The sequence below is a fragment of the Mesorhizobium shonense genome (assembly GCF_040545255.1).
GTDB classification, from domain to species: Bacteria; Pseudomonadota; Alphaproteobacteria; order Rhizobiales; family Rhizobiaceae; genus Mesorhizobium; species Mesorhizobium shonense.
In genome coordinates this window covers 54,666-69,563 of record NZ_JBEPLM010000016.1, presented here as the reverse complement: position 1 = coordinate 69,563, position 14,898 = coordinate 54,666, and the positions used below count along the sequence as shown (strand labels likewise).

General features: G+C 64.3%; 14 protein-coding genes. 4 read left to right on the top strand and 10 right to left on the bottom strand.

Features of this window, described 5'->3' with window-relative positions:
• Positions 1-3: 3 nt before the first annotated feature.
• From ABID26_RS29780 to ABID26_RS29755, 6 genes are all read right to left on the bottom strand, one after another.
• A complete protein-coding gene (locus ABID26_RS29780; RefSeq protein WP_126097296.1) occupies positions 4-885 on the bottom strand; it encodes a F0F1 ATP synthase subunit gamma in 882 nt (293 codons plus the stop codon).
• Positions 886-920: 35 nt separating this feature from the next.
• Entirely contained in the window at positions 921-2,450 is a 1,530-nt protein-coding gene (gene atpA, locus ABID26_RS29775) for a F0F1 ATP synthase subunit alpha (protein ID WP_126097295.1), read from the bottom strand.
• Positions 2,450-3,010 carry a F0F1 ATP synthase subunit delta gene (locus ABID26_RS29770; RefSeq protein WP_126097294.1) on the bottom strand — a complete coding sequence of 187 codons (561 nt, stop codon included), beginning with the start codon at positions 3,008-3,010 and terminating at the stop codon, positions 2,450-2,452. Before ABID26_RS29770 ends, atpA begins: the two co-directional genes overlap by 1 nt.
• A 351-nt stretch (positions 3,011-3,361) precedes the next feature.
• Positions 3,362-3,760, bottom strand: a complete 399-nt coding sequence (locus tag ABID26_RS29765; RefSeq protein ID WP_126097293.1) for an AGROH133_08824 family phage infection protein — start codon at positions 3,758-3,760, stop codon at positions 3,362-3,364.
• A gap of 119 nt (positions 3,761-3,879) precedes the next feature.
• On the bottom strand, positions 3,880-4,575 hold the full coding sequence (locus ABID26_RS29760; RefSeq protein WP_126097292.1) for an aspartate/glutamate racemase family protein: 696 nt from the start codon (positions 4,573-4,575) through the stop codon (positions 3,880-3,882).
• 27 nt (positions 4,576-4,602) lie between these two features.
• On the bottom strand, positions 4,603-6,786 hold the full coding sequence (locus tag ABID26_RS29755) for a primosomal protein N' (protein WP_126097291.1): 2,184 nt from the start codon (positions 6,784-6,786) through the stop codon (positions 4,603-4,605).
• 91 nt (positions 6,787-6,877) lie between these two features.
• Between ABID26_RS29755 and fsa the strand changes: the two genes are divergently transcribed.
• Positions 6,878-7,534, top strand: coding sequence for a fructose-6-phosphate aldolase (gene fsa, locus ABID26_RS29750; RefSeq protein ID WP_126097290.1), 657 nt, complete (start codon positions 6,878-6,880; stop codon positions 7,532-7,534).
• Between the two features lie 161 nt (positions 7,535-7,695).
• Here the strand turns inward: fsa and ABID26_RS29745 are convergent, their stop codons facing one another.
• The 4 genes from ABID26_RS29745 to leuS form a co-directional block, all read right to left on the bottom strand.
• Positions 7,696-8,115, bottom strand: coding sequence for a carboxymuconolactone decarboxylase family protein (locus ABID26_RS29745; RefSeq protein ID WP_126097289.1), 420 nt, complete (start codon positions 8,113-8,115; stop codon positions 7,696-7,698).
• The gene (locus ABID26_RS29740) at positions 8,051-8,479 is read right to left on the bottom strand and encodes a MerR family transcriptional regulator (RefSeq protein ID WP_126097288.1); all 429 of its coding nucleotides are present in this window, start codon (positions 8,477-8,479) and stop codon (positions 8,051-8,053) included. The genes ABID26_RS29745 and ABID26_RS29740 overlap by 65 nt, the downstream gene beginning before the upstream one ends.
• Before the next feature lie 569 nt (positions 8,480-9,048).
• Entirely contained in the window at positions 9,049-9,627 is a 579-nt protein-coding gene (gene lptE, locus ABID26_RS29735; protein WP_292340480.1) for an LPS assembly lipoprotein LptE, read from the bottom strand.
• Positions 9,614-12,241: a leucine--tRNA ligase gene (gene leuS, locus ABID26_RS29730; RefSeq protein ID WP_292373958.1), complete on the bottom strand. Its 2,628-nt coding sequence runs from the start codon at positions 12,239-12,241 to the stop codon at positions 9,614-9,616. The genes lptE and leuS overlap by 14 nt, the downstream gene beginning before the upstream one ends.
• Before the next feature lie 146 nt (positions 12,242-12,387).
• Here leuS and ABID26_RS29725 point away from each other — a divergent pair, with 146 nt between their 5' ends.
• The 3 genes from ABID26_RS29725 (at position 12,388) to ABID26_RS29715 (ending at position 14,860) form a co-directional block, all read left to right on the top strand.
• Positions 12,388-13,053, top strand: a complete 666-nt coding sequence (locus tag ABID26_RS29725) for a YggS family pyridoxal phosphate-dependent enzyme (RefSeq protein ID WP_292368567.1) — start codon at positions 12,388-12,390, stop codon at positions 13,051-13,053.
• Between the two features lie 120 nt (positions 13,054-13,173).
• Positions 13,174-13,572 (top strand): hypothetical protein, encoded by a 399-nt coding sequence (locus tag ABID26_RS29720; RefSeq protein ID WP_126097284.1) that lies wholly within the window; start codon positions 13,174-13,176, stop codon positions 13,570-13,572.
• A 238-nt stretch (positions 13,573-13,810) separates the two neighbouring features.
• The gene (locus tag ABID26_RS29715) at positions 13,811-14,860 is read left to right on the top strand and encodes an aldo/keto reductase (protein WP_292373962.1); all 1,050 of its coding nucleotides are present in this window, start codon (positions 13,811-13,813) and stop codon (positions 14,858-14,860) included.
• The last annotated feature ends 38 nt before the right edge of the window (positions 14,861-14,898 follow it).

Below are 14,898 nucleotides of genomic sequence, written 5' to 3'. Positions count from 1 at the left end.
CGCCTAGAGCGCCTCGGCGCCCGAAATGATTTCGATCAGTTCCTTGGTGATCTGCGCCTGCCGCTGGCGGTTGTAGGTGATCGACAGCCTGTTGATCATGTCGCCGGCATTGCGCGTCGCATTGTCCATCGCGCTCATCTTGGCGCCCATCTCGCCGGCCGCGTTTTCGAGCAGCGCGCGGAAGATCTGCACCGCGATGTTGCGCGGGATGAGGTCGGAGAGGATTTCGCCCGGCTCCGGCTCGTATTCGTAGACAGCCGCGCCGGCGGCGGACTCTGCGTCAGGCGAAGCCTGGGCCGCCGGGATGATCTGCTGCGCCGTCGGGATCTGGCTGATCACCGACTTGAACTGCGAATAGAACAGCGTGCAGACGTCGAAGCCGTTCTGGTTGAACAGATTGATGACCTTGCGGGCGATCGCGTCGGCATTGCCGAAGCCGAGCGTCTTGACCTCGCGCAGATCGACCCGTTCGAGGATCAGCGAGCCGTATTCGCGGCGCAGGATGTCGAAACCCTTCTTGCCGACGCAGATGATCTTGACCTGCTTGCCGTCGGCGAGGAGCCGGCGGATATGATCGCGGGCAAGGCGCGCGATCTGCGAGTTGAAGCCGCCGCAAAGGCCGCGCTCGGCGGTGCAGACGATGAGCAGTTGCACATCGTCCCTGCCGGTGCCCCTCATCAGCGCGGGGGCGTCGCCGCCGCCGCCGATCGCCTGGGTGATGTTGGCCAGCACCGCGCCCATCCGCTCGGAATAGGGACGAGCGGCTTCCGCCGCTTCCTGCGCGCGACGCAGCTTCGCCGCGGCGACCATCTGCATCGCCTTGGTGATCTTCTGCGTCGCCTTGACCGAGGCGATACGATTACGAAGGTCTTTTAACGAAGCCATGCCTCAAACCCGATCCCGTGCGTCCGGCTGCTTCTTCACGCGAAGGTCTTGGCGAAGGCGTCGATCTCGGCCTTGAGCTTCGCGCGCAGGTCGTCCGACAGCGCCTTCTCCTTACTGATCCCGTCGAGCACGTCCTTGCCGGCCGAGCGCATGTGGCTGAGCAGGCCATGCTCGAACTTGCCCACCTGGTTGAGCGCCAGCTTGTCGAGATAGCCGTTGACGCCGGCGAAGATCACCGCGACCTGCTCTTCGGTCTTGAGCGGCGAGAACTGCGGCTGCTTCAACAGCTCCGTCAGGCGCGAACCGCGGTTCAAGAGGCGCTGCGTGGCGGCGTCGAGGTCGGAGCCGAACTGCGCAAAGGCCGCCATTTCGCGGTACTGCGCGAGCTCGCCCTTGATCGAGCCGGCGACCTGCTTCATCGCCTTGACCTGCGCCGAGGAGCCGACGCGCGACACCGACAGGCCGACGTTCACCGCCGGGCGGATGCCCTGGAAGAACAGGTTGGTCTCGAGGAAGATCTGGCCGTCGGTGATCGAGATCACGTTGGTCGGGATATAGGCCGACACGTCGTTGGCCTGCGTCTCGATGATCGGCAGCGCGGTCAGCGAACCGTTGCCGTTGTCGTCGTTGAGCTTGGCGGCGCGCTCGAGAAGGCGCGAATGCAGATAGAAGACGTCGCCCGGATAGGCTTCGCGGCCCGGCGGGCGGCGCAGCAAGAGCGACATCTGGCGATAGGCGACGGCCTGCTTCGACAGGTCGTCATAGCTGATCAAGGCATGCATGCCGTTGTCGCGGAAATACTCGCCCATCGTGCAGCCGGCGAATGGCGCCAGGAACTGCATCGGCGCCGGGTCGGACGCGGTGGCGGCGATGATGATGGAGTAGTCGAGCGCGCCGCGCTCCTCCAGCACCTTCACGAACTGCGCGACGGTCGAGCGCTTCTGGCCGACGGCGACGTAGACGCAGTAGAGCTTCTCCTTCTCCGGGCCGTTGTCGTGCACCGACTTCTGGTTCAGCATCGTGTCGAGGATGATGGCGGTCTTGCCGGTCTGGCGGTCGCCGATGACCAGCTCGCGCTGGCCGCGGCCGACCGGGATCAGCGCATCGATGGCCTTGAGGCCTGTCGACATCGGCTCATGCACCGACTTGCGCGGAATGATGCCGGGCGCCTTGACGTCGACGCGCTTGCGTTCGGTCGCCTTGATCGGGCCCTTGCCGTCGATCGGGTTGCCGAGCGCGTCGACGACGCGGCCGAGCAGGCCGGGGCCGACCGGAACGTCGACGATGGCGCCGGTGCGCTTGACGGTGTCGCCTTCCTTGATGTCGCGGTCGTTGCCGAAGATGACGACGCCGACATTGTCGGCTTCGAGATTCAGCGCCATGCCGCGGATGCCGCCCGGGAATTCGACCATCTCGCCGGCCTGGACATTGTCGAGGCCGTAGACGCGGGCGATGCCGTCACCGACGGACAGAACCTGGCCGACTTCGGAGACCTCGGCCTCCTTGCCGAAATTCTTGATCTGGTCTTTCAGAATTGCGGAAATTTCCGCGGCGCGGATGTCCATCAGCCGACCTCTTTCAGTGCAAGCTTGAGCGAATTGAGTTTGGTTTTGAGCGACGTATCGATCTGGCGCGAGCCCATCTTGACGATCAGGCCGCCGAGCAGCGACGGGTCGACGGTCATGGCGATGGCCACGTCCTTGCCGGCGAGGCTCTTCAGCGTCGCCTTGAGCTCGGTCTGCTGCGCGGCCGTCAGCGCATGCGCCGAGGTGACCTCGGCGGAAGCCTCGCCGCGATGGTCGGCGGCGATCTGGCGGAACGCCTTGATCATGCCGGGCACGGCGAACAGCCGACGGTTCTTGGCGACGACGCGCAGGAAGTTGCCGACGAGGCCGGTTATCTTGGCCTTGCTTATGATCGCGCCGATGGCCTTGGCCTGGTCCTCGCTGGAGAACACCGGGCTGTTGATCAGCCGGGCAAGGTCGGCGCTGCCGTTGAGCATCGCCTCGAAATCAGTGAGGTCGGCCTCGACCTTGGCGACCGAATTTTCCTGCAGCGCGAGTTCGAACAGCGAGCCTGCATAGCGTTCTGCGACAGCTGAGATTGGCGATGACGATTGGGCCACGGACCGTCTTTTCTCTTGTCTGACAGGCCGCAGATTGTTGGCGCGAGCAAAAACTCTGGCTAAATCTTTGACCTTACTGCGATTTTTCCAAGCACGGAGGGATGGCTTCCGCTATCCCCGGCCGAAAGTCGATTGCCGTCTAGCACAGGCCTTTTAAGACCGCAATGCATCGTCCGGCATGGTTTTCAGGCACTTTTGTCGCATCAGGCGGCGAAGGCCAAGCTCAAGCGCCGGATTAATGCATGTCGCCCAAAAGTGTGCAGCGGTTTTGGGAAAACGACATGCATCGAAACAAGGACCTAAAGCGCGTCGCTTGAATCCATTTCAGCGCGACGCGCTTTAGTCGCGAATTCACAGCACGAAGCCGAAGGCGAAGGCCAGCGGCAGCGCCGCCAGCGCCAATTCAACCACGATGGAGGCCCAGTTGAAAGGGGTGTTGGCGCCGTCCGACATCATCGACAAAAGCCGGCCGAAAGCGGTGAACAGCCAGGAGAAGCCAAGCGCCATGTAGAGAAAGAGCTGAGGTCCAAGCAAAAGGCAACAGAGGCTGACGCCGAGATAGAACCCAGCCATGCGGCCGCGCCCCTCGGCGATCGCCGCGGCTTTCTCGGGCTTCACCTGCAGGCGCAGGATGCGGAAGGCGAGCCCCGGCGCCAGGAACAGCAGCAAGCCCATGAGCAGCGTGACGACAGCGCTCGACCATGCCAGCCATTCGCCCTGACTCGTCGGCCAAGGAAATGCGTATCCCATCTTCCCCTCGTAAATGCTTATTTGAATTGGCGCATTCTAGCTGAGGAAAAGCCGCGCGCCAGATGGCGGCCGGCACATTAGAAAAGGCGCAGGAAAAGACGCGTCGGAAGAGCGCCCGATCAGGACAACGCGAAGTCGACCGCCGCCTCGGCATGGATGCGCGTGGTGTCGAACACCGGGATGTCGAAATCGCCCTGCCCGATCAGCATGGTGATCTCGGTGCAGCCCATGATGACGCCGTCGATTTGTTCATCGCGCCGCATGCGGCCGACCTCTTCGATATAGGCCGCTTTCGATGATTCGCCGACGACGCCCTGGCAGAGCTCGTCATAGATAATCCGGTGCACCATGTCGCGGCCCGCCAGGTCTGGCACCACCGGCTGCAAACCGAATTTGTCGGCGAGTCGCCCCTTGTAGAAATCCTGCTCCATGGTGAAGCGCGTCGCGAGCAGCGCCGGGCGCTTCACGCCTGCATCGGCGACGGCGCGCGCCGTGGCGTCGGCAATGTGGATGAGCGGGATCGATACCGCCGCCTGCACCTCGTTGGCCAGCTTGTGCATGGTGTTGGTGCAGATCACCAAGCCTTGCGCGCCGGCAGCCTCCAATCCGCGCGCCGCTTCGACGAGAAGAGCGCCGGCGCCTTCCCAGTCGCCCGCGTGCTGGCGTTCGGCGATCTCGGCGAAATCAAATGACCAGAGCAACAGCTTTGCCGAACGCAGGCCGCCCAGTCGCTCGCGCACGATCTCGTTGAGGAGACGATAATAGATCGCCGTCGATTCCCAGCTCATGCCGCCGAGCAGGCCAAGGGTTTTCATGACAGACACTCCGCTGCAGGATTGGTCTCACAGAAAACTTTGCGGGTCGATGTCGACCTGCACGCGCACCGAGCCCCTCAGCTTCGGTCCGTCGGCCAGCATGGCACGGATGAAGCCCTGCATGTCGGCGCGCCGCTCGCCCTGCACCAGCAGGCGGAAACGGTGGCGGCCGCCGATCAGCGACAGCGGCGCCTCCGCCGGCCCGAGCACGAAGAGATCGGACGCATTGGGCGCGGCACGCCGCAGGCCCCGCGCATGACCCTCGGCCTCGCCTCGTGTCGCCGCGCTTACGATAATGCCGGCGAGCCGGCCAAAGGGAGGGAGTGCCGCCCGCTCGCGCTCCGTAATCTCGCGCTCATAAAAAGCTTCCGAATCGCCGGAGACGATCGCCCGCATCACCGGATGGTCCGGCTGGTAGGTCTGCAACAGGCCGAGGCTCTTCTTGCCGGTGCGGCCGGCGCGCCCCGTCACCTGGCTGAGCAGCTGGAAGGTGCGCTCGGCCGCACGCGGGTCGCCATTGGCGAGACCGAGATCGGCGTCGACCACGCCGACCAGCGTCATGCCGGGAAAATTGTGGCCCTTGGCGACGAGCTGTGTGCCGATGACGATGTCGGCCTCGCCATTGGCGACGGCCTCGAGCTCGAGCCGCAGCCGGCGCACGCCGCCCAGAAGGTCGGACGACAGCACGATGGTACGCGCGTCCGGGAAATGCGCCACCACCTCCTCGGCAATGCGCTCGACGCCCGGCCCGCAGGCCACCAGATGATCGAGCGTGCCGCATTCCGGGCAGGCTTCCGGCCGTCGCTCGTTGTGGCCGCAATGATGGCACACGAGCTGGCCGCGAAAGCGATGCTCGACCAGCCAGGCCGAGCAGACCGGGCAGCCGAAGCGATGGCCGCACACGCGGCAGAGCGTCAGCGGCGCATAGCCGCGCCGGTTGAGGAAGAGCAGCGACTGCTCTTGTCTCTCCAGCGTGCGCTGCATCTGCTCCAGAAGGAGAGGCGACAGGAAGCCGCCGCGCGCCGGCGGGGCGCGCCGCATGTCGATCGACTTCAAGTCCGGAAGCGCCGCCTCGGCGAAGCGCGACGACAGGACCGCTCTGGCGTAGCGGCCCTGGCTTGCATTGACCCGGCTCTCGACCGAGGGCGTCGCCGAGGCGAGCACGACCGGAAAGGCGCCGATGTGGCCGCGCACCACCGCCATGTCGCGGGCATTGTAGAAGACGCGGTCCTCCTGCTTGTAGGCAGGATCATGCTCCTCGTCGACGACGATCAGGCCGAGGTCCTTGAACGGCAGGAACAGCGCCGAGCGCGCGCCGGCGACGACGCGCACGCCGCCTTCCGCGATCTGCCGCCAGACACGTTCGCGCATCCTCGGCGGCAAGTCGGAATGCCACTCCGCCGGCTTAGCGCCGAACCTGTCCTGGAAGCGTTCGAGGAAGGCATGGGTGAGCGCGATTTCCGGCAGCAGGATCAGCACCTGCTTGCCTTTGTCGAGCGCCGCCGCCACCGCCTCGAAATAGACCTCGGTCTTGCCCGATCCGGTAACACCGTCGAGCAGGGTGACGTTGAAGGCGTCGGCAGCGACAGCTCCGCGCAGCTTCTCGGCCGCCGCCTTCTGGTCCGGCATCAATTCCGGCACGGCATGGCCGGGATCGGGCGCCGCCACCACGGGCCTTGGCGGGATCATCACCGTCTCGAACACGCCCTGTGCTCTCAGTCCGTCGATGACGGTCGAGGACACGCCCGCCGCATGGGCGAGCCCCGAGCGCGTCCAGGCAAGCCCACCCTCGGCCGTTTCCAGCACGCGGCGCCGCGCGTCGGTCAACCGGTCCGGCTCGGCAAGGGTGCGCTGCAGCCCTTCGATCCACGGCTCGGGGTCGAACGCTTCCGGGGCTCGGAGCAGCATGCGCGCCACCATGCCGGGGGCCGACAGCGTGTATTGCGCGATCCAGTCGACGAAGCGGCGCATCGCCTTGTCGATCGGCGGACAGTCGAAGACCTCCTCGATCGGCCGCAGCTTCTTCGGATCGACGGATTCGACGACGCCGTCCCACACGATGCCGGCGACCTGCCGGGGGCCTAGCGGCACGCGCACGATCGAGCCCGGCACCACGCGCATGCCCGGCGGCACGGCGTAGGTGTAGGGCCGTTCGGCCGGCATCGGCACCAGCACCGGTGCGGCCGCGACAAAGGGCGAATCTTCGATCATCAGGCGTGACCTTGCCCCGACTTTGCTCTAGATCAAAGAGTGACCCTCGAACGTGCCTGACCGGCACCCGGAAATCCCCAAGGAGACTGCCATGAAGTTTTTTGTCGATACTGCCGACATCAAAGAGATCAAGGAACTGAACGATTTGGGGCTGCTCGATGGCGTCACCACCAACCCCTCGCTGATCCTGAAATCGGGCGGCAAGATCTCCGAGGTCACGAAGCAGATCTGCGACATCGTCGAAGGCCCGGTCTCGGCCGAGGTTGTCGCGACCGAGTTCAAGGACATGATGGCCGAAGCCGAGGTGCTGGCCAGGATCGCGCCCAATGTCGCCATCAAGGTACCGCTGACGCTGGATGGGCTGAAGGCCTGCAAGACGATCCGCACCCAGATGAACCGCATGGTCAACGTGACGCTCTGCTTCTCGGCCAACCAGGCGCTGCTCGCCGCCAAGGCCGGCGCCTCCTTCATCTCGCCCTTCGTCGGCCGCATCGACGACACCGGCTCTGACGGCATGGAAGTGATCTCGGAAATCCGCACCATCTACGACAATTACGACTTCAAGACCGAGATCCTGACCGCTTCGGTACGCACGGTGAACCACGTCAAGCAGGCCGCGTTGATCGGCGCCGATATCGTGACCGCGCCGCCGGCAACGCTGAGGGCGCTGGTCAACCATCCGCTGACCGACAAGGGCCTTGCCGCCTTCCTCGCCGACTGGGCCAAGACCGGCCAGAAGATCGGCTGAGGCTGGAGATCAGACAAAAAGAGGCCGGGCAACCGGCCTTTTTTAGATACAAGCGGCGCGCGAAGGTAATGGCCTTTGGCCGCGTGACGCACGAAACCCGGGATCGGAAGGCTCCTAAGCCACCTGCGCCATCTCGTGGTCCCTCGCCGTGAACCGGGCTCCTACACGGTCGCTTCCCCCTTCTGGACGGGAAATCGGGCGAATACTTCCTTGGCTGCGAACAGGCCGTTGAGCGCGGCAGGAAAGCCCGCATAGACCGCCATCTGCATGATGATCTCGACGATTTCGTCCTTGGTCAGCCCGACATTCAGGCCTGCCTCGATGTGAACCTTCAATTGCGGAGTCGCTGTCCCCATCGCGGTCAGCGCCGCGACGGTGGCGATTTCTCGAGCGCGCAGATCGAGGCCGGGGCGGCTGTAAATGTCGCCAAACGAGAACTCGAACACGTAGTTTGCGAAGTCGGGGGCAATGTCCGCCAGAGCGGCAATGACATTGTGGCCGGCTTCGCCGTCGATTTCAGCGAGCGCCCGCTTGCCGCGTTCCAGCCGGCTTTCGCCGGCGTTCGGGGATTGTTGCGTCATATTCTTTCATCCTCTGTTCTTTGCCTGCATATCCGGCAATCTTGGTGTCGAGGACGAGAAGGCAGGCTTGCAATTCGGCCACATGCGCTCGGACACGCTCGCGGTGCCGTTCAAGCAACGCGCCGCGCTCCGCTTCCGTGCCGACGCCACGTTCCCGCAAGGCCTCGTAGCGCAGCATTTCCCGGATAGGCATCCCGGTCGCTTTGAGACGGTCGAGAAATTCTATCCAGCTGAGGATTGATGCGTCGTAGTCACGTTGGCCCGATTGGTCCCTGTCGGCATAGGGAAGCAGCCCGATCCGCTCATAGTAACGGATGGTGTGGGTCGATAATCCCGAACGCTTCGCCAGTTCACCAATCTTCATGAACGCCCTTCTTTCGTCACGACGCACGGGAAGCTACCGGTTAGAGTGCGCTCTAAGTCAAGGGGTAACTAGAGCATGATCCCGAAAAGTGGGAACCGGTTTTCGGAGAAAGATCATGCTCCAGCAAAGAGTTAGATCGGGATGGCGATTCAACGAAACGCCATCACGGTCTAGTCGCGCAACTCCGGCTCCTACACGGTAGCGACCTGTTCCATGACATGAGAGCCATAAAGGTTCGCCGCTTCCGCTTGCGAGATGATGCCTGAACGCCGGAGAGCAACCACCATTCATGACTGGATCGGTTGGAGCTTCTGCATCCGACAATCTGGTCAGGCCGAGCCGGAGTCGAAGACGGGCGCGAAGCGACTAAACTGGACGGTTTCCGGGAACCGGCCGTAGCCTTCATAGGACGGACACACTTATGAGCGCTTCGGTCGGCGAAGGCTGGCCCACGCCGGCCCTAGCCTTAATTTAACTGCCACGCCATTCATGAGCGCTTCGGTCGGCGAAGGCCGGAAGCGCAGGAAGCCGCCCTTCGCAGGCCGGCCTCACCTGAATCTCAACACACCTCAGGCCTTCTTGCCGTGCTTGGCCAGATCCTGGGCGATCGCCAGGCGCAGCATATCGGCAAGCTCGCGGGCGGCGCGGTTCTCGGCGTCGATCTGCGCCCGGTAGGCCGCGAACTCCTGGCGCGGCCGGTCGAAGGACGATGGGATCGACCGCTTGCCGACCGCTACCACCGCGCCGGTCGCATCCCGCAGCACATAATTGGCGGTAAGCGTCACGGTGCCGGCCGTCGGCTCGTCCTCTTCGGTCTGCACCTGGACGATGGCCGCCGATTCGACCAGCTCGCTGACGCCGAGGTCGAGCGTGTAGGCCGGCGAGGCCGGTTCGCCCGAGCCCTGGCCGAAAGCGAAGATCAGATTGTTGCGCACCTGCTGGCCGTAGCGCGTGCCGACCGGCTTGATCGAGATCGATGCCAGCTCGGCGGCGGCGCCGACCTGCGAGCCGGCTGTCAGCGGCTGGCTGGAATAGAGCGGCCGCACCGTGCAGGCCGAGACCAGCGCCAGCGAGGCGACCAGCCCGAAGACAGCCGCGCGGCGCAGCAAATGCGCCGCCTGTGACTTTTCCGGATCAGGCAACGACATTGACGATCCTCTGCGGGACGATGATCACCTTGCGGGGAGCCTTACCATCGAGCGCTTTTTGCACGAAGTCGAGGGCCAGCACCGCTTTTTCGACGGCACCTTGATCCGCGTCGCGGGCAATTGTCAAATCCCCGCGCTTCTTGCCGTTGACCTGCACCGGCAGCACGATCTCGTTGTCGACGACGAGCGCCGGATCGTAGACCGGCCACGGCCGTTCCGCGACCATCTCGGTGCCGCCCAGCTCCTGCCAGCATTCCTCGGCCAGATGCGGCATCACCGGCGCGATCACATGCACCAGGATCTCGACGGCCTCGCGGCAGGCGCCCTTCAGCGCCGCGTCCGCCTTGCCTTCGGCGACATCGTTGAGCGGCGCGGTCAGCGCATTGGCAAGCTCGTAGATGCGCGCGATCGCCCGGTTGAAGCCGAGCTTCTCGATGTCCTCGCCGATCGCCTTCAGGATCTTGTGCGCGGCCTTGGAGACGGCTCCGGCATCGCCTTCCTTCGCCGCAGCCGGGTTGACGCCGGTAAGCTGCTCGGCCGCGATCTGCACCAGGCGCCAGACGCGCTGGACGAAGCGATGCGCGCCGGCAGCACCCTCGTCCGTCCATTCGACGTCGCGTTCGGGCGGCGAGTCCGACAGCATGAACCAGCGCGCGGTGTCGGCGCCGTAGCCGTCGGTGATCTCTTCCGGGCTCACCGTGTTCTTCTTCGACTTCGACATTTTCTCGAGCGCGCCGATCGTCGCCTCTTCGCCGGTGGCGATCTCTATGGCCCGGCGCTTGCCGCCCGCATCCTCGATCCTGACCTCGCCCGGCGACAGCCAGCGCCCGTTGGTCGACGGGCCGCCGACCCGGTAGGTCTCGTGCACCACCATGCCTTGCGTGAACAGGCCCTTGAACGGCTCGGCGAGATTGAGATGGCCGGTCTCGCGCATGGCGCGGGTGAAGAAGCGCGAATAGAGCAAATGCAGGATCGCATGCTCGATGCCGCCGATATACTGGTCGACCGCCAGCCATTCGTCGGCCGCCTTCGGCTCGGTCGGCTCGTTGGCCCAGGGCGCGGTGAAGCGGGCGAAATACCAGGACGAGTCGACGAAGGTGTCCATCGTGTCGGTCTCGCGCCGCGCGTCGCGGCCGCATTGCGGGCACCTCACATGCCGCCAAGTCGGATGGCGGTCGAGCGGATTGCCCGGACGGTCGAACTCGATGTCGTCGGGCAGCCGGACCGGCAGGTCGGCCTTCGGCACCGGCACCACCCCGCAGGCCTCGCAATGGATCATCGGAATCGGGCAGCCCCAGTAGCGCTGGCGCGAGATGCCCCAGTCGCGCAGGCGGAAATTCACCTTGCGCTCCGCCATCGGCCGGCCGCCGATCGTCTTCTGCTCGAGCAGCTTCGCCACCTCGTCGAACGCCCGCTCGGGCTTCATGCCGTCGAGGAAGCGCGAATTGATCATCACGCCGTCGCCGTCATAGGCTTCCTCGATGATCTGGAAGCTTCCTTGATTTTCGCCTTCCGGCATGACCACCGGGATCACCGGCAGGCCGTATTTGTTGGCGAAGTCGAGGTCGCGCTGGTCGCCCGACGGGCAGCCGAAGATCGCGCCGGTGCCGTATTCCATCAGCACGAAATTGGCGACATAGATCGGCAGCGTCCAGTTCTCGTCGAACGGATGGACGACGCGGATGCCGGTGTCGAAACCCTTCTTCTCGGCCGTCTCGAGCGCCGCCACCGAGGTGCCCATGTGGCGGACCTCGTCGATGAACTTGGCCAGCGCGGGATTGCTTTCGGCGGCCTTCCTCGCCAGCGGATGATCGGCGGCGACCGCCATGAAGGAGGCGCCGAAGATCGTGTCCGGCCTTGTCGTGTAGACTTCCAGCTCATGCATGTCGCCGACCGAAGCCGCCAGCGGCCAGCGGATGAGCAAGCCGTCCGAGCGGCCGATCCAGTTGTGCTGCATCAGCTTGACCTTTTCAGGCCATTCGTCGAGGCGCTCGAGCGACTCCAGCAGGTCCTGCGCGAAGTCGGTGATCTTGAAAAACCACTGCGTCAGCTCGCGCTGCTCGACCAGCGCGCCCGAACGCCAGCCGCGGCCGTCGATGACCTGCTCGTTGGCAAGCACCGTCATGTCCTCCGGGTCCCAGTTGACCTTGGAGGATTTGCGCGTCACCAGGCCCTTCTCGACGAAGTCGAGGAACAGCATCTGCTGGCGGTGGTAATAGTCGACGTCGCAGGTGGCGAACTCGCGCGCCCAATCGAGCGACAGGCCCATCATCTTGAGCTGCTCGCGCATGACGGCGATGTTCTCATAAGTCCAGTCCTTGGGGTGGACCTTGTTCTGCATTGCCGCGTTCTCGGCCGGCATGCCGAAGGCGTCCCAGCCCATCGGATGCAGCACGTTGAAACCCCTGGCGCGCTTGTAGCGAGCCACGACGTCGCCCATCGTGTAGTTGCGGGTGTGGCCGATATGGATCTTGCCCGACGGATAGGGAAACATCTCGAGCACGTAGTATTTCGGCTTCGGGTCGTCGTTCCGGGCTTCGAACAGCTTCTTTTCGGCCCAGGCCTTCTGCCATTTGGGCTCTGAGGTGCGCGGATTGTATCGTTCGGTTGCCATCGGATGTTTTTCACTTAAAAGCGGGTGCGCGGCGCCGGACAAGGCCGGCAGCCGATAAAATGTCGTCGCGGTGTTCACCATGGATTGCCGGACCCGTCAACTGTGGCGATCCGGCGTTGGCGTTAAACTATGGGCAGGATATGGGCATGACGAGTGCCGTCGAACAGCTTCTCGCGGTCAAGGCGAGGATCGCAAATGCCGAGCGCGAGGCAAAGCGCGGGCCAGGCGTCGTCACGCTGGTCGCGGTGTCGAAGACCTTTGCGGCGGAAGATATTCGCCCTGTGATCGAGGCGGGTCAGCGCGTCTTCGGCGAGAACCGCGTCCAGGAAGCGCAAGGCAAGTGGCCGGAGCTGAAGCAAGCATTTCCCGACATCGAGCTGCACCTGATCGGCCCGCTGCAGTCCAACAAGACCAAGGAAGCGGTGGCGCTTTTCGACGTCATCGAGACGGTCGACCGCGAGAAGATCGCCGCCGAGCTTGCCAAGGAGATCGCCAGGCGAGGCCGTTCGCCAAAACTCTACGTCCAGGTCAACACCGGCTCCGAGCCGCAGAAGGCCGGCATCGAGCCGCGCGAGGCGGTTCGTTTCGTCAAGCGCTGCCGTGACGTTCATGGCCTCGCCGTCGAAGGCCTGATGTGCATACCGCCGGCGGACGAAAACCCCGGTCCGCATTTCGCGCTTTTGGAAAAGATCGCCCGCGAGGCAGGCGTCGCAAAACTCTCGATGGGCATGTCCGGCGATTACGAGACCGCGATCGCCTTCGGCGCGACCAGCGTCAGGGTCGGCTCGGCGATCTTCGGCAGCCGGGCGTAGCGCGTTTTCAGAAAAGCTGCAGCAGGCGCGTCATACCACCGCATTGTCGCACGGGATCACCCCACTAGGTGCGGGTGAGGGAACGCGCGCGTGGCTCCTTTCAAGTCAAAGGAGGCTCCGATGACTACACGCCACGACCATGAAATCAGACACGACCAGCAGGTTTCCCGTGGGCTGCACCGGTGGGTCTATTTCGCCATGGTGGGGCTCGCGGCCTGTTATGCGCTGTCGGCCTGGATCGGTTTCGCCGGCGGTTATGACGAATATCTGCTTTTCGTCGTCACCGGGTTCATCGTGATGGCGGTAGCGCTGCCGGCTATAGCCGGCCACGTTTGGCGCCATCACCGGATCGGCCGTCCCGGCAAGGTCAAGCCTTTCGCCGCTTGGATCGAAGGTGAGTTCGACACCGGCGAGCATCCCGTGAAAGCCAGCACCGCGACGATCGAAATTCTGCTGCCGCTTGCCGCCGTCGCCCTCGGCATGACGGCATTCGCGATCCTCGCCCTGATCGAAAGCTGAGCGATCCGCGGAAAAGCGCGCAGCGATTTTCTGTCGGGACCTGGGTAGGCGAGCCGGTGCCGACCTCTTCGTCACGATCGCGTTACCGGCCCCTCCAACCGGACGATAGCGTTGCGCCGGCGCTTGAAACGAAACGGTCCGTTCCTATTTCCCCCGTGTCGGTCAGACAAAGCCATGTCAGTCAGACAAACATGTCATTCAACCATGTCACCCAATCCTTTTCTCGGGGAAATTCATCATGCGCTACAACCAACTCGGCAACACCGGCCTGTTCGTCTCCGAACTCTGCCTCGGCACCATGACCTTCGGCGCCGCCGGCGAGAACGCCCAATGGGGCCTCATCGCCAGCCTCGATCAGAAAGGCGTCAACGAGATCGTCGGCCGCTCGATTGCCGCAGGCGTCAATTTCTTCGACACCGCCGACGTCTATTCCTTCGGCCAGTCCGAGCGGCTGCTCGGCCAATCGCTCAAGGATCTAGGCGTGAAGCGCTCGGACGTCATCATCGCCACCAAGGTGCATGGTGTCATGGGCGAAGGCCCCAACCAGCGCGGCTCCTCGCGCGGCCACATCATGGATTCGGTCGACGGCAGCCTGGAGCGGCTGCAGACCGACCACATCGATCTTTACCAGCTGCACGGCACCGACACTGTGACGCCGATCGACGAGACGCTGCGGGCGCTCGACGACCTCGTGGCCAGCGGCAAGGTGCGTTACGTCGGCGTCTCCAACTGGCAGGCCTGGCGCATCGCCAAGGCGCTGGGCATCGCCGAGCGCAAGGACTATGCCCGCTTCGAGACGGTGCAGTCCTATTACTCGATCGCCGGCCGCGATCTCGAACGCGATATCGTGCCTTTGATCAACGAGGAGAAGCTCGGCCTGATGGTCTGGTCGCCGATGGCCGGCGGGCTGCTCTCGGGCAAATACGGCCCCGGCGCGCCGGGCAATGGCGAAGGCCGCCGCGCCAGCTTCAACTTCCCGCCGGTCAACGAGGATCGTGCCTGGGCTGCGGTCGCCGTCATGCGCGAGATCGCCAGGAAGCATGACGTCAGCGTCGCCACGGTGGCGCTGGGCTATGTGCTGGCCAAGCCTTTCGTGATGAGCGTCCTCATCGGCGCCAGCCGCATGGACCAGCTCGAGCAGAACCTCGCCGCCACCGGACTGAAGCTCGATGCCGGCGATCTTGCCAAGCTCGACGAGGTCAGTGCGCTGCCTTCAGAATATCCCGGCTGGATGCTGGAGCGGCAAGGCGCCGGCCGTCGTCCGGCGCCTTTCGTGCCGAAGGCGTAGGTCCCCACCCTCGACAATGACTGAGCAGCCGCGCGTCC